At 44.2% G+C, this 24,818-nt stretch carries 18 protein-coding genes and 1 pseudogene; 12 read left to right on the top strand and 7 right to left on the bottom strand.

Translation table 11 applies throughout. From position 1 onward, the window contains the following. Positions 1-168 precede the first annotated feature (168 nt). The 3 genes from MKX36_RS15780 (at position 169) to MKX36_RS15770 (ending at position 3,283) form a co-directional block, all read left to right on the top strand. Positions 169-837, top strand: coding sequence for a uracil-DNA glycosylase (locus MKX36_RS15780; protein ID WP_016822424.1), 669 nt, complete (start codon positions 169-171; stop codon positions 835-837). A gap of 16 nt (positions 838-853) precedes the next feature. Further along, positions 854-1,276 carry a hypothetical protein gene (locus MKX36_RS15775; RefSeq protein ID WP_016822423.1) on the top strand — a complete coding sequence of 141 codons (423 nt, stop codon included), beginning with the start codon at positions 854-856 and terminating at the stop codon, positions 1,274-1,276. 120 nt (positions 1,277-1,396) lie between these two features. Beyond that, positions 1,397-3,283, top strand: coding sequence for an Ig-like domain-containing protein (locus tag MKX36_RS15770; protein ID WP_250251091.1), 1,887 nt, complete (start codon positions 1,397-1,399; stop codon positions 3,281-3,283). Positions 3,284-3,360: 77 nt separating this feature from the next. On the opposite strand, the gene MKX36_RS15765 is transcribed toward MKX36_RS15770, so the two are convergent. Further along, a complete protein-coding gene (locus tag MKX36_RS15765) occupies positions 3,361-3,663 on the bottom strand; it encodes a hypothetical protein (RefSeq protein ID WP_013371923.1) in 303 nt (100 codons plus the stop codon). A gap of 385 nt (positions 3,664-4,048) precedes the next feature. Further along, positions 4,049-4,243, bottom strand: a complete 195-nt coding sequence (locus tag MKX36_RS15760; RefSeq protein ID WP_016822421.1) for a hypothetical protein — start codon at positions 4,241-4,243, stop codon at positions 4,049-4,051. Positions 4,244-4,384: 141 nt separating this feature from the next. Here MKX36_RS15760 and MKX36_RS15755 point away from each other — a divergent pair, with 141 nt between their 5' ends. After that, on the top strand, positions 4,385-4,822 hold the full coding sequence (locus MKX36_RS15755; RefSeq protein WP_016822420.1) for a NucA/NucB deoxyribonuclease domain-containing protein: 438 nt from the start codon (positions 4,385-4,387) through the stop codon (positions 4,820-4,822). On the opposite strand, the gene MKX36_RS15750 is transcribed toward MKX36_RS15755, so the two are convergent. After that, the gene (locus MKX36_RS15750; protein ID WP_016822419.1) at positions 4,815-4,991 is read right to left on the bottom strand and encodes a hypothetical protein; all 177 of its coding nucleotides are present in this window, start codon (positions 4,989-4,991) and stop codon (positions 4,815-4,817) included. The two genes, MKX36_RS15755 and MKX36_RS15750, sit on opposite strands and share 8 nt — an antisense overlap. Before the next feature lie 114 nt (positions 4,992-5,105). On the opposite strand from MKX36_RS15750, the pseudogene MKX36_RS15745 reads away from it, so the two are divergent. The 7 genes and pseudogenes from MKX36_RS15745 (at position 5,106) to MKX36_RS15715 (ending at position 15,583) form a co-directional block, all read left to right on the top strand. Beyond that, positions 5,106-6,927 (top strand): annotated as a pseudogene (locus tag MKX36_RS15745) (sensor histidine kinase). Continuing rightward, a complete protein-coding gene (locus MKX36_RS15740; protein ID WP_039276118.1) occupies positions 6,902-8,527 on the top strand; it encodes a response regulator transcription factor in 1,626 nt (541 codons plus the stop codon). Before MKX36_RS15745 ends, MKX36_RS15740 begins: the two are co-directional and overlap by 26 nt. Positions 8,528-8,647: 120 nt before the next feature. Next, complete coding sequence (locus MKX36_RS15735; RefSeq protein ID WP_017427838.1) at positions 8,648-10,330, top strand: extracellular solute-binding protein; 1,683 nt, start codon at positions 8,648-8,650, stop codon at positions 10,328-10,330. Positions 10,331-10,519: 189 nt separating this feature from the next. Further along, complete coding sequence (locus tag MKX36_RS15730) at positions 10,520-11,410, top strand: ABC transporter permease (RefSeq protein ID WP_016822416.1); 891 nt, start codon at positions 10,520-10,522, stop codon at positions 11,408-11,410. Between the two features lie 27 nt (positions 11,411-11,437). Next, entirely contained in the window at positions 11,438-12,316 is an 879-nt protein-coding gene (locus MKX36_RS15725) for a carbohydrate ABC transporter permease (protein WP_340864993.1), read from the top strand. A gap of 28 nt (positions 12,317-12,344) precedes the next feature. Then, positions 12,345-14,432 carry a beta-galactosidase gene (locus tag MKX36_RS15720; RefSeq protein WP_340864992.1) on the top strand — a complete coding sequence of 696 codons (2,088 nt, stop codon included), beginning with the start codon at positions 12,345-12,347 and terminating at the stop codon, positions 14,430-14,432. 98 nt (positions 14,433-14,530) lie between these two features. After that, entirely contained in the window at positions 14,531-15,583 is a 1,053-nt protein-coding gene (locus MKX36_RS15715; RefSeq protein WP_330719942.1) for a glycoside hydrolase family 53 protein, read from the top strand. Positions 15,584-15,676: 93 nt separating this feature from the next. Here MKX36_RS15715 and MKX36_RS15710 read toward each other — a convergent pair whose 3' ends face one another. The 4 genes from MKX36_RS15710 to MKX36_RS15695 form a co-directional block, all read right to left on the bottom strand. Then, positions 15,677-17,440 (bottom strand): methyl-accepting chemotaxis protein, encoded by a 1,764-nt coding sequence (locus MKX36_RS15710; RefSeq protein WP_340864991.1) that lies wholly within the window; start codon positions 17,438-17,440, stop codon positions 15,677-15,679. A gap of 368 nt (positions 17,441-17,808) precedes the next feature. After that, positions 17,809-18,768 (bottom strand): AEC family transporter, encoded by a 960-nt coding sequence (locus MKX36_RS15705; RefSeq protein WP_016822411.1) that lies wholly within the window; start codon positions 18,766-18,768, stop codon positions 17,809-17,811. A 100-nt stretch (positions 18,769-18,868) separates the two neighbouring features. Then, complete coding sequence (locus MKX36_RS15700; RefSeq protein WP_340864990.1) at positions 18,869-20,587, bottom strand: NAD-dependent malic enzyme; 1,719 nt, start codon at positions 20,585-20,587, stop codon at positions 18,869-18,871. 378 nt (positions 20,588-20,965) lie between these two features. After that, positions 20,966-22,207: a nitrate/nitrite transporter gene (locus MKX36_RS15695; protein ID WP_290402756.1), complete on the bottom strand. Its 1,242-nt coding sequence runs from the start codon at positions 22,205-22,207 to the stop codon at positions 20,966-20,968. Between the two features lie 434 nt (positions 22,208-22,641). Between MKX36_RS15695 and nirB the strand changes: the two genes are divergently transcribed. Then, complete coding sequence (gene nirB / locus MKX36_RS15690) at positions 22,642-24,816, top strand: nitrite reductase large subunit NirB (RefSeq protein WP_019687979.1); 2,175 nt, start codon at positions 22,642-22,644, stop codon at positions 24,814-24,816. Positions 24,817-24,818 lie beyond the last annotated feature (2 nt).

Raw genomic sequence — 24,818 nt, 5'->3', positions numbered from 1 at the left:
ATTTAGACCCCGCGGTAGTTGACTATCGTAAGAATACTTTTCTGGTCCTTCGGCATAGAAACACAAGTAACGAATAAATAAGCTGGCTCCGGATGAGGGGTCAGCTTTATTTGTTTGTACAAAAGTTAACAGCTTTCACAGATTTACATATTGAGAGGAGACAGCGGTATGTTTGGGAATGACTGGGATGATGTACTACGGGAAGAGGTCGAAAAGCCTTACTTTAATGAATTAAGGTATACGTTAGCTCGAGAGTACAAGTTACATAAGGTATATCCTCCAAAGGAAGATTTGTTTTCAGCACTCAAATTAACGCCATATCATCTGACCAAAGCGGTTATATTAGGGCAGGACCCATACCATGGAGAGGGACAAGCTCACGGCTTGAGCTTTTCGGTTAGACCCGGTGTGCGTACACCGCCGTCTCTACAAAATATATACAAGGAGCTGCGCGATGATGTCGGCACTCCCATTCCGAATCAGGGATACCTCGTTCCTTGGGCTGAGCAAGGTGTGCTGCTGCTGAACAACGTGCTGACCGTGCGCGAAGGACAACCTCAATCTCATCAGGGAATAGGTTGGGAACGTTTCACGGATGCTGTCATTGAAGCGATTAATGAACGTGAACAGCCGGCAGTGTTCATTTTGTGGGGGAGCCATGCTCAGAAAAAAGCAAGCTTCGTGAATACCAGTAAGCACTTGGTGCTGAAATCTGCTCATCCGAGTCCATTGGCGGCTCATAGAGGTTTTTTTGGTAGCAAGCCTTTTTCACGTACCAATGCATTTTTGCAAGAGCATGGAATGGAACCGATTCGGTGGGAGATTCCTAACCGCTAGCACGGGAGGTGAGGACATGCGTCAATGGAAGGGACGTCAGGTCATTTTATATCACGGCAACAACGGTCATACCCAGAAGGTGCGCGGCACACTTGAAAAATGGGATGATATACGAAAATGCGTTATTTTGGGCCCGAAAATGCTGGCTATTCCTTTTGAAAATATTACGCATATTACCATGCTTCCTCCGGGACGTGAGCGTAAAAGCCGCCAGCCAGCGAGGCTGAACGCTTTCGGTTATGTAATGAATGTTCCGTTACAGTTTGATAATGCCATTCATTTTCAGTCGGCGGTGACGATTTGGAGAGATGATCAACTGATTGCTTATAATGTAAAGCTGGTTAGTCACTCGGCAGACCATGTGACTCTTGAGGATGGACAAACCTTATCCAAGGCAGAGCATTTATTTGTAGTGAGATCACTGCGTGGCGAACTTTAACTGTTATAATTCACCTTTTTTTGATGAAGGGTTCAATTTAGTTAGCTGCTTACCGATAAAAGATAATGGGATTGTTAATAATATCCTGTTTTATAGAATGAAACCAAGGGAGAGAAACGAATGGAGCGTATGAAACGTATGAGCAAACGGAGTACCTTCTTACTTGCTTTGCTGATGTTTGTATTCGCAGCATGGCCAGCAGGTTTGATCCGGGCTGAGGAGAAAACGACCTCCACAGTACAGTGGGACAGTCAAAATCCAACCACAGTTAATCTGGGTGGGAGCCCCGCTCAATTAAAAGTGTGGTCTGTGACACAGACTGGTAAAACGGATGTAACCGAAAGAGCTGAATGGATCTCCGGAGATTCAAGTATTTTAAAGGTAGAAAAGGGACTCATTACTCCAGTGTCCAAAGGGCAGATTAAGATTGTTGCCACATATGATCAGAAAACAGTAAGTACGACGATTACGGTAAAATCGCCTTACAGCAAGCTGCAATTCAATCCGACGGGTCCTCTGAATCTGACTATTGGCGGAGAATCGAAGCAGCTGACTGCTCAAGGTGTGCTTAGCGGAGGCGGCACGGAAAATGTGTCCGGTGTGGAATGGACATCCACGAATGAGGCTGTGGCTACCGTAGAGAATGGACTTGTACGTCCTCTTGCCAAAGGCGTGACTTACATTAAAGCCGCCAAAGATGGACTGAATGCACAATTGATCGTGTATGTTCGTTCTTCATCCCAGGCACTGGTACTGAGTGAGACTGGCTCCAAATCGGTCTATATGGGTAGCTCCCCCATTCAGGTTACTGCAACCGATGTGAACCTGACTGGCGGCAAAACAGATGTGACCAACACAGCAGAATGGACTTCCTCTAATTCGCTGGTTGCCACTGTAGAGCAAGGGAAAATCACACCGATGGATGTAGGGAATTCGACGATTACAGCTTCCTATCATGGTTTGAGTAAGACTCTGAAGATTAATGTACTTCCAACTGTCGAAAAACTGGTCTCAAGCAAAGCCAGTCTGGCTCTTGAAACTGGCAGCAAAACATCTCTTCCGAGTATATCTGCTTATTTGGTCAATGGAGCCAAAAAAGCAGTTCAATCCGATGTAAAATGGAGCTTAAGCAGTGAGAGTGCAGTCAAAATTGCAAATGGTAAACTGGTAGCAGTAAACCCAGGTAGTGCAACATTGACAGCGACAGTAGGTGCGCTCAAGCTGGATATTCCAGTGACCGTACAATATAAGGTTCTTAAGCTGACGGCTTCTGAGAAAAAATATGTATTGGTTGCAGGCCAAGAAACGAGTATTCCGACTGTAAAAGCACACATGGCTGGTGGCGGAGTACTGGATGTGACCAACCAGGTAAGCTGGGTAGCTACAACAGCCGCAGTTACAGTGGGAAATGGCAAAGTAAAAGCGGTGAGTGGTGGAAACTCGGGAATCAAGGCAATGTATATGAATAAATACGTGAAAGTGCCTGTCATTGTGGAGGGAGCCATTTCTACATTGACACCAAGTTTTTCGAATGCTGAGATGAATTTGAAGGGAAGTAAGTCCATCAAAGTCGTCGGCAATTATACAGATGGTAAAAAAGTTACCCTGAGCAGTAAAGTGAAATGGACAACATCGAATGCTTCTGTAGTGGTCGTAAAGGGGTCTTCCATTAAAGCTGTTGGAATTGGAACAGCAACCATTACGGGTACGTACCAGGATAAGTCGTTTAACGTGGAGATTAAGGTTACGCCTAAGTTGCTTAAGCTGGTATTGAGCAATAAAAACCTGAAGCTGCCTAAGGGCTCATCTCAAGTGCTTAGCGTGAGTGCAGTTTATGATTCAGGCGCGACTGCGAATGTGACCAATTCAGCGGTATGGACATCCTCCAAACCGTCGATCGTACAGGTTACAGCTGGTCAGGTGAAGGCCTTGGATAGCGGAAGCTCCAGTATTAAAGTAGTCTATGGTGGTAAGAAGGTAACGACGTCTGCCAAAGTGTTAAAATAGTCTACGTACATTGTCAAATCTGGCGTATACCAAACAAATAAACCCCCGGTCCAAAGACCGGGGGTTTTATTTTCAGCTTATTCTACGCCGTCCTGATAATGATTTTTCCAGTGCTTATCGCCTTTGTGCGCGAAATCTTCAACTGTTTTCTCCAGAGTAGCTACTAGTTGGGCTTTAATCTCAGCGATTGTGTCACGAAATAATCTTTCTTCCGTACCGTTGATTTTTTCACCATATAAAGCTTGAGCAGCTACAAATTGACGATGTTGTTCTACAAAACTGTCAATCGAATGCAATGCATGCTCCACGTATTGTGAAATGCTATGATGCTCGTTAGGCAGTTGTAATTTTAATTCCTTAACTCTGTTTAATAATGCCATGATGATCACCTCGTGCGTTTTGTTATGTCAATAATTATACATCATTTTCGGAAAAATTTCATTAAATTTCGGTTAAATTGTGACTTTTATTATGTCATGATTGCATTTTCAATGGTGAGCAGTCCTAATCTCGGAATTTTGTGCCTTTTTCTTGGTATCGTGATTTCAAAATTTAAAATATATGATACAAAGACAATGTAAGAGCAAGCTGCGACAGCTGTCTTTCTGACATGCTATAATGGGGAAAAAGCCCAGTCGGAAAGGTTGTCAGTATGGTATGAAGCTTTTTAAAGGTTTATTTTGGGGAATTCTGATTAGTCTTCTCCTGTGGTGCGCCTTGTTTGGGCTTGTCCGCTGGATGACTCATTAAGTCGTTCTCTGTATCTTATACAATAACTCTTGCGACTGTATCCACGTCATTAACGGAAATCGTATATACGTGTTCGTCATCGTAGAGCTTGAATTGCTGAGTTTCTTGGTCAGATAGGAGCTTAGGCCAGCCAATTACGGTATTTCCATTCAGTAACCGGATTACAACAGCTTGCATTTGGCTCACGGCCAGTTTGATCTCATCGTTCATTCGTACAACCTCCTCTCTATACTATTTGTCGTCGGATATTTAACCTTTTTTTATAGTCAGTAAGGGGTTACAAAAAATAAAATCTGGGGATTACCTTAGCTGAAGGTCATTTACTGGAATAGCTTGAAAGGAAGAGGGAAATTGAAGAAAAAGTTGCTAAGTTTTATAGCCTTAGTGTTGCTAGCTGTGGGAGCGTACTGGTTTGAAGGAGACAATCTTTTTACGAAAATAACAGGAGAGAACCCGCCTTCATCAGCTCAGGTAACGCTGCAATTTCCGTCAGGTCGTTATCCTGAAACGGCGCAGCATATTAAGGAAGCCATTCAAGCGGGAAAATCACCAGTATGCACAATTGACCGGGAAGGAGCCGAGCAAAATCGTCAGCATTCACTTGCGGGTGTTCCTACTCGTAAAGGGTTTGATCGTGATGAATGGCCGATGGCTATGTGCTCAGAAGGGGGTAAGGGTGCAAATATCAAATACATAGCTCCTAAGGATAATCGTGGGGCAGGATCATGGGTCAGTCACCAGCTAGATCAGTACGAGGATGGGACTCGTGTAAAATTCGTTATTAAATAGTTTTTGATTTAGTGTTTTTACCTTTTAGCTCCTTAGATGTTTCCTGTTTGGCTTTAATCAGCGCCAAAAAATCAAAAAAATCACCTAGTGTATTGAAGCCGGCACCTAATATGGCCAGGTCTTCAGCAGATAGTTGATCTAACCATTCCATTTGCTTAGCGTCAAACATATTATCACCGCCAACCCTTAATAATGTATAGTATGTAGTGGCGGCAACGAAGGTCAGGGCTCTGGCATACCTTTTAAGTATGCCTGTTTTTTGTGCAGAGGATGTGTAAAACTCATGTTTAAATTTAATTTTTATACTAAAATCGTTTCCATCGTTATCGTATTGCTGATACCTGTGCTGCTTCTGTATGTCTACTCTAATCAGACAACGACAGGCGTATTACGTGAAGAACTGAATCAATCCAATTATAACCAGCTGACTTTTTTTCAAAACCAGGTGAATACGAATATTGAAATGATTTCCTCCTGGCCGCATCTGCTGATTCATGATCCTGATGTAGCCAGTTTCCAAGCAATTTTTTTAAAGGATAAGACTCTCAACCTGGATGGAATTAACCTTGTCAAGCGGATTCAAACCAAGCTTGGGCTTCAGGAAAGCTCTTCGAACTGGAGAACAGGGCTGAGTATATATTCTCCTTCGCTTGGACGAGTTGTATCGGAGAATGGAGCCAGTTATTATGATCAGAAGAAATTAAGACAATCGATTACAAACGGCTGGCAGGTATCTAAAAAAAGAGTGTACGGTAAGGATCAATTTATATTTTCATTGTATACCTTATCCCCGTTTTCCTCACTAGCCAATCCGGAAACCGCTAACACAATTATTAAAGTGGAATTCGATAGCAGCAACATTCAGGACATGCTTGACCGCTTTAAAGGCGATGGGCGAAAGGAGCCTTTTTATTATAAAAAAGGTGTAGGCGTGATTTACAATCGCTCTGCAAACGAAGAATTGTCAAGCCAGCTGATTGCGAAACTGGAGAAATTGGGATTACATGAAGTTGATAATTTGACCGTGAAAATTGGAGAAGAGAGTTACCTTGTTCACGCCGTTCTTTCGCAAACAACAGGTTGGTATTTGATTGACTACATGCCTTTGTCCGATATGATGTCTCCGATTTATTCATCTAACCGACTATTTTATCTAACCGTTGTTGGCTCGCTACTGGTGGGGATCATTGGTGCTTATCTTCTTCACTCACAGGTACAAGTTCCGATTCTCCAGCTTGTGCGGGCGTTTAGGAGATTAAAGGATGGAGACTATGCTGTTCGGTTGAGTCCTAAGGGTAGTCATGAATTTGCATTTCTGTCACGTCAATTCAACCTGATGGTCGAACAGATTCAAGAGCTGTTTGAGAAGGTTTACGTTGAGAAGCTGCATGTAAAGGAAGCTCGTCTAAAGCAGCTCCAGTCTCAAATCAATCCCCATTTTTTTTATAATTGTTTTTCCTTTATTACGAGTATGGCAAAGCTGCGCAATCATGAGGCGGTCGTGGCTATGGCTCATAATTTGTCCAAATATTATCGCTATACGACAAGACAGGAAAGAGATTTGGTTCCTTTATCGGATGAAGTCGAGTTTGTGCAATATTATTTGAAAATTCAGCAGATGCGTATGCCACGGTTAACGTTCACTATTGACATTTCTTCACAGGCCCATAGTCTGCTGGTTCCACCGCTTGTATTGCAACCCCTGGTGGAAAATGCAGTGCTGCACGGAATAGAACCTCAGGCGGAGGAGGGGATCATCCGTATTATGACTGAGTGCATCGGCTCATCCATGTACTTGATTGTAGACGATAACGGACTCGGTTTGAGTGAAGAGGATATAACATCCCTGACATTAGCACTTGAGAAGCCTGTAGAGGAGAAAAGTGGCTATGGTTTATGGAATGTGCATCAACGAATGCGATTACATTTTGGCGAAAACGCCGGGCTGGAATTCTCGTTGTCTCCGTTGGGAGGATTGAGAGTGATTTTAAAATGGCCACTGTCAATTGAAGAAGGGCAGGAAGACGGGTTGATCCATTCTTCATCAAATTCGAGAAATAGTTAAATTGGAGGATACTGATGGTTCAGATATTACTAGTCGATGATGAGAGTTATGTTACTGAAAGCCTGGCGGCTACCATACCGTGGGAGTCATTGGGAATTGAGAGGGTACATCAAGCAGCTTCAGCCTTGGCAGCAGTAGATGTGCTGGAAGCGCATGATATTGATATTCTGGTTACGGACATTCGTATGCCTGGCATGACGGGATTAGAGCTGATTGTTGAAGTAAACGAACGTTGGCCGCACATCCGAAGTTTATTACTGACAGGCTATGCTGATTTTGAATACGCTAAAAAAGCGCTCCAGCTTAAGGCTTTTGATTACATATTAAAGCCGGTGGATGATGATGAGTTTATCAAATGTGTGTCAGCTGCTATGGATTCGCTAAAGGAAGAATGGGAAGCATTCGACAAGGTTCATCAATTACAATACAGTCGCAGGAACGATTTCGGTGTGCTGCGCACTCATTTGATGCACGATTTGTTACTCGGGCGTGATTTGACTGTACAGAAAATAACGGACAAAATGTCCGAATATGAAATCAAGCTACGTACAGAACATCCTGCCAGTATGCTGCTTATTCAGCTGGGCAAGCATTTTTCCGATATGGATTATCACTCAGTGTCCTTAATTGAGTATGCGATTGGAAATATTGCAGAAGAAGTGTTTGCTCCTGATTTTCATGTTTGGCATTGCAAAGCGCCACATGATTGCCTAATCGTGTTAATAGAAGGAAATTGGGATTTATTTGCTGAAAGGACTGTGGATGAACAGAATCATTTTTTGCGTGCAGCGATTGAGACCTTTCGAAAAAATGTGAGCAATTACTTGAAAGGTGAAATTTACGTCACATTAACGAATTGGTTTCATTTCCCGGATGAGCTGCCTAAGCTATATCAGACAGCAATCAGATCCTTATATTGGAACCAACAGGAGGAAACGAATCCACTGCTATTCATAGAAGAGCAGACAGAACAGTCACATAGCTCAGTGAAGTCGCTGGAGGGTCTTTATACGCATCCAACGCTTACTCATCTGCTAGAGTCCAGGCAATGGGAAGAGGCCGAAGCAAAAGTAAGCCGTGTATTTGGCAAAATGGAAGAGGCAGGTTATACACGCGAGCATTTGTATGAACTGTTTATTTCAGTAACGAGCGCCTTTATGTATACAGCTCACAAACAAGGACGCTTTATTACACAGATGGACCAAGTAGGCTTCGATCCGTTACATGCGCAGAAATTGGTTCATTCGTTTCCCCACCTCAAAGAGTGGATATTTTCCATGATGAACAAGCTTAAAGCGGAGTGGTCCGCAAGCGAGCAAAGCGCCAAAAGCTATGTGGTCAAGCAGGTTCAGGAGTTGATCGCTCAAGATAAAGGACAGGAGCTGTCTGTTAAGACGATTGCCGATCAGGTCTATCTTCATCCCGTCTATTTGTCCAAAATCTATAAAGCCGAAACTGGGGAAGGCCTGGGAGATTATATTATCCGAATGAGAATGGAACGGGCTCTTTATTTGCTCAAATATTCCAACAAAAAAATATATGAAATAACAACTGAACTCGGCTATCAGAATCCCCAATATTTCAGCAAGATGTTCAAAAAACATTATGGAATGACTCCGCATGAATTTCGGGACCAGTAAAGACGAATGAATAAAGATCAGTTGGGAAAGGTGCAGAAATATTTATTTTGTGACATAGGCTGCTAAGAAAAGCCCTCTTATAATAAAAGAGTAGAAAATGATTTTTAGAGGGGGAACAAGATGCGAGTTCATTCAAAGAAAAAGCTATTGTCGTTGCTCGCCGCAACTATGGTATTAGGGGTTGGCCTTGTGGGCTGCTCAGGTGCAGGAAATGATGGGAATGCGGACAGCACAGCTAAAACTGAAAACGTATACAAAGAAAAATACAACCCAGAAGTTACAATATCCACGGTATGGGGGGTAGATCCCGCCTTAAAATTTAAAAATGGCGAATCTATCGAAAATAACGTTGCGACGAAATGGGCCAAAGAGAAATTTGGTATTAATATAAAATCACTTTGGTCTGTTACGGATACTAACGGTGCGTTTGCTACCAAGCTGCGGTTGGCGATGTCCTCTGGTCAGGAGATGCCTGATGTCGTTGTACTGGGAACGGAGAATGAGCAGCTGGCCCAGGATATGATCGATTCCGGTATGTTCGCTGAAGTTGGCCCGTTGTTTGATAAATATGCTTCGGATTCTTGGAAGCAGGCCATGAGTCAGGATACGAATGTATGGAATCAGTATAGCCGGGATGGTAAAAAAATGGGTATCCCTGTGCTTGATTTCGCCTATAACCATGATTATGTATTGTGGGTACGACAAGATTGGTTGGATAAGCTGGGGATGAAGGCTCCTGAGACGATGGATGATCTGGAAAAAGTGATGGATGCCTTTAAAAATAAAAATCCGGACGGATTGGCTCCGGACAAAGTGACCCCGCTCAGCATCGGTTTCAAAACATCCATGAACACTTGGATGGGTGACCCATCCTGGATTTTCGGCGCTTATGGCACACTACCCCAGCAGTGGAACAAAGGTGCAAACGGCAGCTTGGAATATGGCTCTGTCCAGCCTGGCATGAAGCCGGGTCTGCAAAAACTGAGCGAGTGGCTCAAAAAAGGATATATCCCTCAGGAAGCAGCATTATGGGATGAAAATAAAACGACAGAACCTACAGTTGCAGGGACAGCCGGGATGATTCCTGGGCCATATTGGATGAGCGGCTGGCCGCTTCAAGATACGGTTAAAAATGCGCCGAGTGCTGTATGGAAGCCGATCAAGATTCCAGCTGGACCTGACAACAAAGCTATGCGCCATGGAACGCAGTACACCAATGGTGTTGTACTCATCAACAAACAAATGCAGCATCCTGAAGCCTTCTTCACATATCAAAATTACTTGTTTGATCATTATGCAAATGCCAAACCGGACGGTGATTTGTCGAATGGGCTGTTTAAGGGCTACGATTATGATTTAGATGCCAATGGAAAGCTGGTGTCTATTGATAAAATACCGGGTGGTTATGTAAACTCTATTCGTTATTTGCTGGTTCGTGATGGTGCACGTATCCCTGATGCCCAAATGAAGGCTTTGTTAAGCTTGGCTGACGGTGCAGAACCGAAAACCAGACTGGAGAAAGATGTGATGGTGAATTACGGGAAAGACACTCCTGCAGCGGCCAAAGTGCTTATGGAACAGAAAGATATCTCCATGAAGGATCAGTTCACGGGACCAACTACGCCAACGATGAAGGCTAAAAAGGATTATCTGGATAAGATTGAAAGCCAGACGTTCAATGAAATTATTTATGGCAAACAGCCGATTTCCGCTTTTGATACCTTTGTACAGACGTGGAAAGCCGCTGGTGGCGAACAAATTACAAAGGAAGTAAACGAATGGTATAAGAGCGTCGAAAAGTAAAAGTTTTCGATGGTGTAAAACAGATTGAAAAAGGCTGTCCCAAGGTGGACAGCCTTTTTACTTCAGCTTCATATGGATTAAATAAAAATGATTGCTTTTGTGCCATGTATGTTGGTTTTTTGAACTGTTGGGACTGCGAAAACGCTTTTATAATTGAGGTATACCATGAGAGTTACAGGAGGAACTGCAATGAGAAGTCTGCAACGTACGTGGCCATTTCATATCATGCTGCTGCCAGCCATCATTTTCTTAATTGTATTCAGCTACATTCCAATGGGCGGCATCGTGATGGCCTTTCAAAATTACAAACCTTGGCTAGGCATAACTGGTTCTGAATGGGTTGGACTGGATAATTTCCGCTTTTTGTTCCAACGGGAGGACAGTCTTCAGGTCGTATGGAATACGCTGATTATTGCTGTGTTAAAGATGTTTTTCAATCTGCTGGTTCCGTTTGTTTTTGCTATCCTGCTGAATGAAATTCGCAAGGTCGGACTTCAGCGTTCCATTCAGACATTGGTGTATCTGCCACACTTTCTGTCCTGGGTAATCTTGGGTGGAATACTGATTGATCTGTTGGCTACTGACGGATTTATGAACCGGATTCTTGGAAGTATAGGAATCCAGCCTATCTTCTTTCTGGGAGATAACAACTGGTTTCGTTTTACCGTCATTGTATCGGACATATGGAAAGAGTTTGGCTACAATACCATCGTATTCCTCGCTGCACTGGCGGGTATCAATCCTTCGTTGTATGAGGCTTCTGAAATGGATGGAGCGAGCCGATGGAGACAGACGCTGCACATTACTGTACCATCATTGATTCCGATGGTGGTCGTTGTTGGGACGCTTGCCCTTGGTAATGTTCTGAATGCTGGTTTTGACCAGATTTTCAACCTTTATAATCCGCTGGTATACCAAAAAGGCGATATTATTGACACATTCGTCTACCGGACAGCATTGATCAATGGGGAGATGGGCTTTGCTACCGCCATTGGATTGTTCAAATCCGTTATCAGTATGATTCTCATTCTGATATCTTATCGGCTTGCTTACAAATGGGCAGGTTACCGCATATTCTGATTCCACGAGGCTGAAAGAGGGAGAGTCATGTATCATAAAACAACGCCATACCGCATTTTTAATGTGTTCAACATTTGCTTGCTTGTGATATTGTCTATCATGTGTATTGTTCCACTGATTCATGTATTGGCGGTATCGTTTAGTGCTAAATCAGCAGCAGATGCTAATCTGGTTGGACTGTGGCCAGTGCAATTTTCTTTAGAAGCCTATAAGAAGACGATGAATAACCCAATTTTTCTGCACTCCATCTGGATTTCCGTCTGCCGAACTGTCTTGGGAACCGGCTTGATGCTGCTGATTACCTTTTTAGCTGCTTATCCGCTTTCGAAGGAAACAACGGTGTTCCGCAGTCGCAACATTTATTCATGGCTGTTTGTATTTAGTATGATTTTTAACGGTGGTCTGGTTCCATTCTATATGGTTATTCAAAAGATCCATCTTATGGACAGCTTCTGGGTACTTGTATTGCCAGGAGCGGTCAATACATTTCTGGTCATTCTTATGCTGAACTTTTTCAGAGGTATCCCCAAAGAGATGGAAGAGGCGGCATTGATCGACGGAGCAGGGCATTTTCGGACATTGTTTAGTATTTTCTTACCGATATCCATGCCTTCCATTGCGACGATTGCGCTGTTCAGTATGGTATTTCATTGGAACTCATGGTTTGATGGTCTGCTCTATTTGAGCAATGCAAAGGATTATCCGCTGGCGACGTTCCTGCAAACTGTAATTATACAGAAGGATATGAGTTCCATGAGCATGAGTCCCAAAGAGATGGAATTACTGTCTCAGACGACGGTTAATGCAGCACAAATTTTCATTGGTGCAGCGCCTATTCTTATTGTATATCCATTTTTACAAAAGTATTTTGTTAAAGGTATGACGTTAGGTTCCGTCAAAGAGTAACAGAACTAATACAAGGAGATGATTTACAGTGACATATCCAAACATAACCAAGTACCCTCCCATTAGTGAGCGAGTTCCGCGTATGCTGCATGGAGCAGACTATAACCCGGAGCAATGGCAGCAATATCCCGAGGTGTTAGCGGAGGATATCCGCTTGATGAAACTAGCCAAATGCAACGTAATGTCTGTCGGCATTTTCTCATGGGTATCCTTGGAGCCTGAGGAAGGTGTATTTACGTTTGAATGGCTGGATCGTATTCTGGATTCGTTTGCTGAGAACGGAATCTATGCGTTTTTGGCCACTCCGAGCGGAGCAAGACCAGCCTGGATGTCCCAAAAATATCCCGAGGTGCTGCGTGTAGGGGTTAACCGTGTCCGTAACTTGCACGGGTTTCGACATAACCACTGTTATACGTCGCCTGTATACCGGGAAAAAGTACGTATCATGAATACGAAGCTGGCTGAGCGATATGCTAATCATCCTGCTGTTATTGGCTGGCACATTTCCAATGAATTTGGTGGAGACTGTCACTGTGATTATTGTCAGGAGGCGTTTCGCACTTGGGTGCAGGATAAATATGGTACGCTGGATCAGCTTAATCATTCATGGTGGACAACATTTTGGAGTCATACAGTTACAGATTGGAGCCAAGTCGAATCTCCAGCACCTCATGGTGAAACGCAGGTTCATGCCATGAATTTGGACTGGAGACGGTTTGTAACCGAACAGACCGCAGATTTTATCAAACATGAGATTGTGCCGCTCAAGGCTGCGAATCCAGACATTCCAGTTACAACCAATTTGATGGAGTTCTTTGAAGGATTGAATTACTGGAAGTTTGCTGATCTGCTCGATATTATATCCTGGGATAGTTATCCGACCTGGCATGACCGTGAAGGAGATGATAGCCGGCAGGCTGCGAGAGTGGCTATGATGCACGATATTATTCGCTCCATTAAAGGTGGGAAACCTTGGATGCTCATGGAAAGTACGCCAAGTTTGACGAACTGGCAAGACGTTAGCAAGCTGAAGCGACCGGGTATGCATCTGCTATCGTCTTTACAGGCTGTGGCGCACGGCTCAGACACCGTTCAATATTTTCAGTGGCGGAAAAGTCGCGGTTCGAGTGAAAAGCTGCATGGTGCAGTCGTCGATCATGTAGGACACGAGCATACTCGGGTATTCGGGGATGTGACAGATGTCGGTCATGCGCTGGAAAAACTGGAAGAGGTGGTCGGTACATCCGTACCGGCTGAGGCCGCAGTCATTTTTGACTGGGAGAACCGTTGGGGAATCAACGATTCACAGGGACCGCGGAACAAAGGGGTGAAATATGAGGAGACAGCTGAAGCACATTATTTGGCATTGTGGGAGCAGGGAGTGCCAGTAGATGTCATTCATATGGATGCAGATTTCTCCAAATATAAACTTTTGGTCGCTCCGATGTTGTATATGGTCCGCAGCGGTGTAGGGGAGCGCATACAGAAGTTTGTTGAAAACGGGGGCACATTCGTAGCAACCTATTGGTCCGGCATTGTGGATGAACATGATTTGTGCTTCCTTGGAGGCTTTCCAGGACCGCTTCGTAAGACGCTGGGCATCTGGTCGGAAGAAATTGATGGATTACATGATCACGATCGTAACTACATTATACCGATTGAAGGCAATGAGCTGGATCTACAAGGGGAATATGAAGCTGTTGAATTGTGTGATCTCATTCATACGGAGGGTGCAGAGGTACTGGCTGAGTATGGGACAGACTTTTATGCAGGACGTCCGGCTTTGACGGTGAATCGTTTGGGACAGGGAAAAGCTTATTACATCGCATCACGCAACACCGGACTATTCCATAGTCATTTTTACAAGAGTTTAATTGATGAGGCAGGTCTCAGTAAAGCACTCGATGTGCAGTTGCCACATGGAGTGAACACAGCAATTCGTACCGATGGAGTTCATGATTATATTTTTGTAATGAATTTTACGTATGAGCCGCAAGAGATTACACTGGATGGACGAACTTATACGGATATGCTTGAAAATCTTGTGATAGCAGACACCAGCGTTCAATTGGGTGCCTATGCTGTTAAGGTTCTAAAGACAGAGCGCAATAATTAGAACACGTTATACATGTGATCGCCGCCGATTCCCGAGTGAGGGAGCAGGTGGATTGGCCAGAGGCAATGTGAGTATACAATTTAGATTGGGGATGACTTATGAAAACAGGTAAACGTACTATGGTATTTGCGATGTTGATCTTGTTATCCAGCTTTTTGTACCCATTGGGCTCTGTGGGAGTGGGTGCGGCTTCGGCCGCCCCTGCTTTCGCCAAAGGAGCAGATATAAGCTGGGTCGCAGGGATGGAAGCCCAAGGTATGACCTGGAAGGATAAAAAAGGGGTTCGCCGGGATGTGCTGCAAATTTTACGGGACGATTATCAGATCAATTCGGTTCGTATTCGAGTGTGGGTAAATCCTGACATGAAGGATTATGCAAGCGGATACATGAATGCCGAGAAGGCAGCAGAACTTGCGCAGCGAGCTCAAAAGTTAGGCATGAGCGTTATGCTGACCCTGCATTATAGCGATTCATGGGCTGACCCAGGACAGCAGAATAAGCCTTACGCATGGCGCAATTTTACATTTACACAACTTATGGATGCGGTCTGGTCCCATACCGTCTATGTTATGAACACGATGAAGAGCAAGGGTGTGACACCGGATTGGGTGCAAATCGGCAATGAAACGAACAATGGCATGCTCTGGGATGACGGCAAAGCCTCAGTGAATATGAAAAACTATGCGTGGCTCGTCAATACAGGGAATAACGCTGTTAAATCCGTAAGCAGCAGCACCAAGACGATCGTACATTTAGCTAACGGGGATAACAGTTCCGTTTTAAACTGGAACATTGGTGGACTGATTGATAATGGAGCTCAGTTTGACCTTATTGGACTGTCTCTATATCCGTCTTCCTCTGACTGGCAGGGTAAGGTGGATCAGACGATTACCAATGCCAATAGCCTCATTGCGAAATATGGTAAAGGCATTGTTATCAGTGAAATCGGGATGGAATATAATGAACCTGTTGCTTCCAAGGCATTTATTTCTGCAATCAAAACGAAGGTTCGGAGTATCGGAGGCGGTAAAGGCGTGGGCGTATTTTATTGGGAGCCAGCTGCAACCCCAGGTTATAATCAAGGCTATAACAAAGGTGCTTGGCAAGCTGATGGTAAGCCAACCTCAGCGTTGGAAGGCTTTTTAAACTAAAGAACGATGTAAGAGCATATCAAAGAACCTCTAATGCGCATTCTATGCAGATTAGAGGTTCTTTGTTTTATGATGATTGGGTAGTTATAATGTTTAGACTTCCCGGTTTACCTTGAAGAATGAAATAAGCTCTTCCAGCTCCCCAGACATCAATGTAAGCTTGTCTGAAGCTTGGACAATCGAAGCCATAGACTCAGCCTGTTCCCCAATGGTTTGTTCAATTTGTTTGCTGCTATTGACTGTTTTGCTAACTGTGGAAGACAGCTCGTCAGAGGTAGCTGACATTTCCTGCGTGCTGGCCGAGATTTGCTCAGTTGCACTGGATACCTCCTGGATTTGTGACGACACTTTGTTGGACGCTTTTAAAATTTCAGAGAACATTTCGCCTGTCTGCTTCGTAACTTCCAGTCCGACGTGAACTTCTTTTGTACCCAGGCTAATGCCTTTTACAGTTTGTTCAATCTCTTTTTGAATTTCTTCAATAAGCTCTGCAATTTGTTTGGCGGATTCTTGAGACTGTTCAGCCAAATTACGCACTTCTCCAGCTACTACTGCAAAACCTTTGCCTTCTTCGCCGACTCTGGCAGCTTCAATCGAAGCGTTGAGGGCAAGCAGATTCGTTTGGCTGGCAATACCGGTAATGATGCTTACAATATTACTGATTTCGTTAGAACGGTTCTGCAATGCATTAACGGAATCAACTGTACTTTCCATTGTAGTGGAGATAGAGTCCATCTGAGTGGATAGCTTTTGAGCTACCTGATTGCCTTCAACGGAGCGCTTTTCCATGGAATAAGCTTGATCCGCAACAGAAGAGGAGCTTTCAGCGATGGTTTGGATCACTGTAGACATTTCATTCATAGCCCTGGAGCTTTCAAGTGCTGCGTGATCCTGAGCCTCAAGCCCCTGGGTTATTTCCCGGATATTGCTGTTAATGACGTTTGTATTCGTACTGTTTTTCTCGCTGATGCTTAACAATTCCTGGGCTGATCCCGTTACTTCTTGCGTCGTATCCTGTACTTTCACCATTGTATCGTTAAGGCGCTTGATCATAGAATTAAATTTTTGATTGATAATACCAAGGTCGTCTAGTCCTGTCTTAATTTTCACATTCAGATTACCCTCGCTGACTTCTTCAATTCCCTTCATCAAGGAACGAATTGGGGAGAGCGTGCGTTTTACCAGCAAGTATTGAATCGTCAAGAAGATAGCAAGAAACAGAATGAGTAGTGAAACACCATATACAAGCAGCTTATGAAGACCCGTAGGTACAGAGCTCGCATCTACGTCAAAGTAAATTGCACTTGTGACTTTACCACTTGCGTCTGTAATCGGGTAAACAATCGTAGTCCATGTGCCATATTCGTCCGTATAAAAGCTGCTCAATGCTGATTCATTGGATTGAAGCACCTTATTTACGGCTTCTGCATTTTCGTCAGGCAGAGTGTACATATCCCCAATATTCATCTTCGAGTCTTGGAAAGCTTGCACCAAATTAGTGGGAACGCCAATAATGGAGGTTTGATTTCCTTCTTTTAGTTCTGTCCCAAATATGTAAGCTTGGGCGACATTAGGATAAAATGTGTGAATAGAATCTAGAAATTTACGTAATTCCTGTTGAACAGAACCGTTATAATCTTTTTCGCTTAATGCTTGTTGTACTTTTGTTTTGTCAACATCTTCTGCCCATTTTTTGGTCAGCACTTTAACCTGATCTTGCAGCTGCGTGGTGAGAATGTTCTTTTGAAGTATATAGCTAGATGTGATAAGAATAGCACCTATTAATACGATGTTAAGAAAAGATATTAATAGATTTTTACCAAAAAAGGACATAGTGCTCCACTTCAAGTTTTTCACAAGTTTCTTCTCCTTTAAATTTTAATTTAATGCTACAGTACAGCTATCCCTTATATATTTCGTCAATTTCCTTTATAAATGTTAGCGAATTATTACAATTGGGATATACTTACTGATGGATAATGAAAATAATGATGAGAACCAACAAATTGTATGGAAGCTTACCAAAAATAAAAAGCGGCAACCCACATGCAATAAATGTAGGTCGCCGCTTGCTAGCAAGACAGGATAGCTGGTTTCAACTCAAATACAACTAAATTACTTTATTGTTTGAACAATATTTTAAAAATAAGATAAATGCGGGCGAACGAATGCCCTTCATCATTATATATAACAGTCTTTCGCTGAACGTTGAAAGCTTTCTGTCATTATACAAGTAGTGAAATGAGCAGAGGGAGCGAAATAAGCGATAATACTGAGCTTATAACAAATGCAGATGCCGCTTCTGTTTCCAGTGATTCATAGCGGGTCGCGATCATAGCGGCTACAGCAGAGCCGGGAAATGCGACAAGCAGTACGGCTTTGGTTACATCCTCAGGGGACAGTCCGATCAGAACAGCAATACCGAGCATAACCATAGGCATTACGATCGCTTTCAGCACAGCGATACTAAGTGCTTTTGGACTGAACGTAATCTTTTTAATCCCAATAGTTACCCCAATAGCAAATAGAGCCGTACCCGCAGTAATATTGCCGATTTGGTCAAACATAGATTGCAAAAGTTTTGGAGCTTGGAATCCGCATAAAGTCAATACAACACCAATCAAGGGTACGCAAGCCAGCGGTTCACTGAGTCCATGAAGGACTGATTTTATAGTGACTTTAAATAAATTGCCTTTTGTGTCGTCAGATTGTGTTGATTTGCGCTGGCCGACCGTTCCCAAAATACTTGCAAGCGGATCAAGAATCGCATTAACAACGATGCCGGTAATCGCAATAGGAATGGCGACTGCCGCACTTCCGAACAAGCTTCCCAAAACGGGAATCCCCATGAATGCAAAAGAGGGCTGTGTCGAATTCAATGCGAACATGGAGGATTCTGTCAGACCTTTTTTTGCGATTAAGCGATATAAGATGAGCAATACAATATAAAAGCCAATCACGCCAAGCAGCAAAGCAACAAGAAAGGGCCACTTTTGGATTAATGTCTCTCTTGGTGTCGTCGTAATACCAATAAACAAGTGTGCAGGTAAAGCAAATTTGGTTACCAGTGTATTTAGTCCCTTAGAAGAAGCTGGGTTAAAGGCCTTAAAAAAACCTGCAAAATAACCAATTAAAATGACAAAGAAAATAGGAATTAAAATAATAAAGATATGACCTGTAGCCATGATGTCGCCTCCAATAAAGATGTCCGCCAAAAATGGCGGACATCAGTTAAATAATCACTTTGCTTACAGCAAGTATAAATTTTGATGTTGTTCGCTATTTTTAAACCAGAACGGCTTCCTGTCCATACTGTTTGATGGGTTTATATTTGCATTCCCACATGGATTCCCGAACCGCTTGTACGATATCATCCGGCTGATGACGCGCTACTCCATCTTGAACGGCTGCCTTGGCGACAGCCACTGCTACAGCTTCAGATACTTCTCGCAGTTCGTTGATTTTTGGCAGCAGGGAAGCACCAGGCTGTGACAAATCAACCATTTGAGCTACTGCATGGGCAGCTGCTGCAAACATACTATCTGTTATAATTTTGGATTTTACTACGATTGCTCCAAGACCAAGACCCGGGAATACAAAAGCATTGTTGGATTGTCCAATTTCAAACGTAATATTGTTGTAGATTACTGGCTCAAAAGGGCTTCCTGTTGCAATAAGGGCTTTTCCATCCGTCCAGTGGATCAGGTCTTCAGGAGTTGCCTCCGCCAGAGGAGTCGGATTGGACATTGGCATAATAATAGGACGTTCTGTATGCTTAGCCATCTCTTTCACGATTTCCTCACCAAATGCTCCAGCAACACCGGAAGTTCCGATCATAATCGTCGGTTTCACGCGGCGAATAACTTCAAGCAGAGGGATTTTGCCATCTTCAGCATGCTCCCAGTCACGGCATTCGGCAGCATCACGCACATAAGGAACCTGGAATGGCAAAAGTCCTTCCGTTTCATTGGTAAGCAGGCCACGGTAATCATATGCCCAGAAGTTACGTCTTGCTTCAGCTTCTGACAATCCTTCCAGCATCATGGCCGCACTAATTTGGTCGGCATTGCCGATTCCGGCAGCTCCTGGACCAAACACTAGAACACGATGCTTGCTCAGAGGGATTCCGGACAATTGGACACCAGACATCACACCTGCAAGTGTAACTGCACCGGTACCTTGAATGTCATCATTAAACGTTAAGATATTATTTCCGTACTTATTAATAATATTCCGAGCATTGACGTTACCTAGATCTTCCCAGTGCAGCAGTGCGTTCGGGAAGGAAGAAAGTGCCGCTTGAACATAAGTATCAATAAATTGATCATATTGTTCTCCACGTACACGCTTATGACGATTCCCCATGTATAAAGGATCTTCTAACAGCTTTTCATTGTTTGTACCTGCATCCAGCACAACGGCTAGTACCCGGCTAGGATCAATACCAGCAGCGGCTGTATATACAGCAAGCTTACCAATAGAGATGTTAATACCGCCAACTCCCCAGTCCCCAATTCCCAAAATACTTTCGGAATCTGTGGCTACGATCAGATCGATATCATCAGGACCCAAGTTCAAATTTTTAAAAGCTTCTTTGATGCCAGCAAGATTATCAATAGATAGATACATACCGCCCGGTTTATGATATTCATGACTGTATTCCTGAATAGCCTGACCGACTGTTGGTGTATAGACAATCGGAAGCATCTCGCTCAAGTGCTCGGAAAGCAAACGATAATAAAGGACAGTATTCCGATTAAAAAGATCATTTAATGCAACGTTTTTACGTAAATTATCCGGTTGGCTTTGAAATTGCTCATACACCCGTTGAACCTGTTCCTCAATCGTTAATATGGTAGGAGGAAGGAGGCCGTCAAGTCCAAGTTGCTGACGTTCTTCTAGCGTAAAAGCCACTCCTTTGTTCAGCAGTGGGTTGGCAAGAAGATCTTTTCCGGTTAATTTGGTTTCGATAGTTCCATTTTCCGTAACATGAAAAGCACGCATTTCCAATTCCTTCTTTCTAAAAAAATACATTCGGTTAATCCTTGAACAATTCGTGAACAAGTATACGCCTTATTTTAAACCAAGTGAACAAGTATGTTGTGTGAAAAATGGTTATATAAGTGTTTACATAAGAAAAAATATGAAAATGAAAGCGGTTTTCAATGATTTTCAAATGAAAAATTCATTGAATTTTCATAATATTTTCGGTAAATATTCAATAAATGTGACTTTTTTCATAGCTCTTATAATTTGATTGAATATGTATAGAGGAATAGCTTAACTTCATTTTTCTATAAATGAAGTTAAGCTATTTTTTATTATAAGGGATAATTGAGGCTTAAAATCTAAACGTTTGGTGGCTGTCTATTTAGTGGATAGTCAGATATTTAATTCTCCGATTCGGTTAACGGCTTCATTAGCGCCTGGAGCAGAGCGTTGCATCCAGCTGTTGCGCCATTTCAATTGCATGATAATGACGAGGACAAAAGCACAGAATGTGATCAGACTTAGACAGATGAAGCCAGGCATGTAAGAACCCGTTAATTTGTACAGATGGCCCAGAATAAGAGGAAGACAGTATCCGCCTATGCCACCAGCAGCCCCGACGATGCCGGTCATAAGCCCGATTTCGTTGCCGAATCGCTGCGGCACAAGCTGGAATACGGAGCCGTTGCCAGCCCCAAGGCACATCATGCCTACGAACAGCAGAACTACGACTACGGCAAGTGGTGGCAAAAATGCAATGCTGGCGAGCATCATCCCGGCCCCGGCATACAAATACATTAACATGCGAGAACCACCAATCCGGTCAGACAAAAAGCCGCCTACAGGACGAAAGAAGCTTCCGGCAATCACACAAACGGTTGCAAAATCAGCGGCATGCACCGCAGAGAGGCCGTATTGGGTATTGAAGAAAATGGTCAAATAATTAGAAAGGCCGACGAACCCACCGAACGTCACGCAATAAAAGGCACAGAACACCCAGGCATCCCTCTGTTTGAGCACTGAAGCATATTGCGCCAGACTTTTTGGTGCTGGGCGATGAGGGCTGTTGCGGGCAAAAATACTGAACAGAACAAAGACGATGAAAATTGGGATAATGGCCAATCCAAACACGACCTCCCAACTGCCAAAATGTTGGGCAATACGGTTAGCAAACAAAGTTGCGAGGACGGTCCCGCTGTTGCCGGCACCGGCAATTCCCATGGCCAGACCTTGATGCTCTTTGGGGTACCATTGGCCAGCCAATGGTAGTGCAGCTGCAAATGAGGCGCCGGCCACACCCAGAAGCAGGGCGACAGTGTACAACTGCTCCAGCGAATCAACCCACAGCCAGCCGAGCAGGAGAGGAATGATCGTGACAAGCATACCGATCTGTCCTGTGAGCTTCGGACCGATATAATCTGACATGAATCCAAGCACAAGTCGCAACAGAGAGCCGCTGAGTATCGGGAGAGCGACAAGGTTGGCTTTTTGTACAGGGTCCATTGGATAATCATTAGCAATGACAACGACCAACGGTCCAATCATCCCCCATATCATAAAGCTAATATCAAAATACAAAAAAGAGCCAAAAAGGGTGGGCTTGTGTCCGCTGTGCCAGAAACTTTTTTTCTTCATTCTCCATCTCTCCTGTTCTTATTGGGGTTTGTAGAGCTCAGGCCTTAGACTTCAGCCCTCTGCTGAACATAAAAAGCCGCAAATCGTCCCGTCATTGATATTGGGAACGTTTTGCGGCTTCATTGCCGTGTTTGACACACTTCATTGTGCATCGCTTTGGTATGATCACATGGTAGTGATTTTAATTCAAATTATAAAAAGACATTCTACTTGTGTCAATATACATAACATTAAAATTATAATAAATTAAAAAAATAGGTTTAAATACAGGTTTCATGTATTGAATATTGACATCATACTCACAATTCAGTAATCTTAAGTACATATCGGTACAACGATGTGCCGACATTTACGGCAACGGTGCCCTTTTCCATCGAATGGAGAAGGGCTTTTTCTGTCTTATTTTAGGTTCAGAGAATGGGGCTGGATTAATTATGATAAAAAGACTGGTCGTCATCGGTAATGGTATGGCAGGCATCAAATGTGTGGAGGAAATTCTCAGTCTGGAGCCGGAGCGGTTCCAAATCACAATATTTGGTGCAGAGCCACGTCCCGGGTACAATCGTGTGCTCCTGTCCAAAATGCTTCAGGAGGAGAGCACGTTCCAACATATTGTTACCCATAGCTGGGACTGGTACGAAGAAAATGGGGTAAAGTTGCAAGCCGGTGAACGTGTGTGTCGTATTGATGTAGCAACCGGTATGGTGGAAACGGAATCCGGCATTCAAGAGCCCTATGACATTCTCATACTGGCAACTGGCTCTTTGCCTTTCATACCTCCCATTCCCGGAGTCCGAAAAGAGGGAGTAATCGCTTTTCGTGATGTAAATGACTGTGAAACCATGGCCAGATATGCCAAAACGTATCGCAAGGCCACCGTCATCGGAGGAGGGCTATTGGGGCTTGAGGCTGCTCAAGGCTTGCTGAATCTAGGGATGGAAACTGACGTTGTTCATAATGCGCAGTATCTGATGAATCGTCAGCTTGACCGTACTGCGGCTGTGCTTTTACAACGGCGGTTGGAGCAGCAGGGCATGCGGTTTCATTTGGCGAAGGATACGGTCAATATTATAGGCCGCAACCGGGCACAAGGATTGATGTTTGCGGACGGGAACAGATTGGAAACAGACTTGGTCGTGCTGGCGGTTGGTATCCGGCCCAATATCGCTTTGGCTCAGGACAGTGGTCTGACAGTAAACCGTGCCATTGTCGTGGATGATTATATGCGCACGAGTATTCCTGGTATTTACGCAGTTGGCGAATGTGCTGAGCACCGTGGAATTTCATATGGGCTGGTGGCGCCGCTATATGAGCAGGGCAAAGTGCTGGCAAAGGTGATTTGTGGTCGTGAAACGGCTCCTTATGAAGGGACGGTTCCCTATGCGCAGCTCAAGGTTGCGGGAATTCATGTGTTTTCGGCAGGAGACATTCGTGAAGAGGGAAACGAGATTGCGATCATGGAATATAACGGTATGCAGGAGATGTACAAAAAAGTGATGATGCGCGCTGGAGCTATTACTGGAGCGATTTTATTCGGCGATACGGCGGAAAGCACCTCGCTGCTTGGAATGGTACGGCGCGGCGCGCCAACTACAGAGCTTACACCTCAGAATAACAGCAAAAGCAAAGCAGAGGATGCTGCGGAAGCATTGCCCGAAGGAGAGACGGTATGCGCATGTAACGGTGTGAGCAAGGGGGATATCTTGCGAGTGATTGCCACAGATAAGCTGAAAACAGTCGAAGAGGTGAAGAGCCGGACCAAAGCGTCCGGTTCCTGCGGTGGTTGCCGGCCGCTAGTGGCTGCACTGGTCAAAAATGGTTTGTCCCGAGCGACAGCTTCTGGACCTGTGGTTACTCCGACTGCTCAAGAAGTTGTTCCTGTGTGTGGTTGTACGCATTATGATCATGATTCGCTTAAGACAGCGATGGTGGAGGCAGTTTGTCGAACTCTAGAGGAAGTGGTATCTCGTCTCGGTTGGACCAGGCAGCAGGGCTGTGAATTATGTCGTCCTGCTGTACTTTATTATCTGGAATCTCTAGGTTTGCGGAACGGATCTGCAACAAATCAACTGGGAATAGGCGTTGCGCTTCAGCCCACCGTACCATACGAAGGGGAAGCGGGTTCTGTGGGCCTGAGTTTTACAAATTTGGATGTTGAACGTAGGGATTTTGTTGATCCTGCCCCGATCGATCAGGCTTCTGGTGGAGTGATCTGGTTGAGAGAGCGGCTGGCAGCAGTATGGGGCAGTCTTTCATTACCGTCACCAGTTGCGGTTGCTGTTAGTCCGGGTTCAGAGTATCCCGATGGCGTGCTTGTCCATGACATTGGAATCTCCCGATCTCCAGCAGGTTGGGAGGTTTATGCTGGTGGCCATGCAGGACATCCGGTTCGTCAGGGGTTGCTGCTTGGATTGGAGGAGAATCCGGAAGAAGTGGTGCTGATGGTTGTAACCTGCTTGCAAATATACAGGCATAGTGCTAGGTATGGGGAGAAAATGTGGGAATGGATTGAACGGACTGGCGTTCTAGCGCTGCGGGAAAGTGTGCTCGACGTTACTCTGCGAAGTGAGCTGACCGGTAGCCTGCGGTCCACCATGCTGACAGGTTAACA

This window comes from Paenibacillus sp. FSL W8-0439, from assembly GCF_038008995.1.
In the GTDB taxonomy this organism is placed as follows: domain Bacteria; phylum Bacillota; class Bacilli; order Paenibacillales; family Paenibacillaceae; genus Paenibacillus; species Paenibacillus polymyxa.
This window is presented reverse-complemented; position numbering and strand designations above follow the sequence as displayed.

What these genes read in the sequence shown, in the direction of transcription:
- MKX36_RS15730 (WP_016822416.1), top strand. Translation starts at nt 10,520, where the DNA reads ATGAGAAGTCTGCAACGTACGTGGCCATTTCATATCATGCTGCTGCCA.
- MKX36_RS15740 (WP_039276118.1), top strand. Translation starts at nt 6,902, where the DNA reads ATGGTTCAGATATTACTAGTCGATGATGAGAGTTATGTTACTGAAAGC.
- MKX36_RS15705 (WP_016822411.1), bottom strand. Translation starts at nt 18,768, where the DNA reads ATGGCTACAGGTCATATCTTTATTATTTTAATTCCTATTTTCTTTGTC.
- MKX36_RS15735 (WP_017427838.1), top strand. Translation starts at nt 8,648, where the DNA reads ATGCGAGTTCATTCAAAGAAAAAGCTATTGTCGTTGCTCGCCGCAACT.
- MKX36_RS15765 (WP_013371923.1), bottom strand. Translation starts at nt 3,663, where the DNA reads ATGGCATTATTAAACAGAGTTAAGGAATTAAAATTACAACTGCCTAAC.
- MKX36_RS15750 (WP_016822419.1), bottom strand. Translation starts at nt 4,991, where the DNA reads ATGTTTGACGCTAAGCAAATGGAATGGTTAGATCAACTATCTGCTGAA.
- MKX36_RS15695 (WP_290402756.1), bottom strand. Translation starts at nt 22,207, where the DNA reads ATGAAGAAAAAAAGTTTCTGGCACAGCGGACACAAGCCCACCCTTTTT.
- MKX36_RS15715 (WP_330719942.1), top strand. Translation starts at nt 14,531, where the DNA reads ATGAAAACAGGTAAACGTACTATGGTATTTGCGATGTTGATCTTGTTA.
- MKX36_RS15700 (WP_340864990.1), bottom strand. Translation starts at nt 20,587, where the DNA reads ATGCGTGCTTTTCATGTTACGGAAAATGGAACTATCGAAACCAAATTA.
- MKX36_RS15725 (WP_340864993.1), top strand. Translation starts at nt 11,438, where the DNA reads ATGTATCATAAAACAACGCCATACCGCATTTTTAATGTGTTCAACATT.
- MKX36_RS15770 (WP_250251091.1), top strand. Translation starts at nt 1,397, where the DNA reads ATGGAGCGTATGAAACGTATGAGCAAACGGAGTACCTTCTTACTTGCT.
- MKX36_RS15760 (WP_016822421.1), bottom strand. Translation starts at nt 4,243, where the DNA reads ATGAACGATGAGATCAAACTGGCCGTGAGCCAAATGCAAGCTGTTGTA.
- nirB (WP_019687979.1), top strand. Translation starts at nt 22,642, where the DNA reads ATGATAAAAAGACTGGTCGTCATCGGTAATGGTATGGCAGGCATCAAA.
- MKX36_RS15780 (WP_016822424.1), top strand. Translation starts at nt 169, where the DNA reads ATGTTTGGGAATGACTGGGATGATGTACTACGGGAAGAGGTCGAAAAG.
- MKX36_RS15775 (WP_016822423.1), top strand. Translation starts at nt 854, where the DNA reads ATGCGTCAATGGAAGGGACGTCAGGTCATTTTATATCACGGCAACAAC.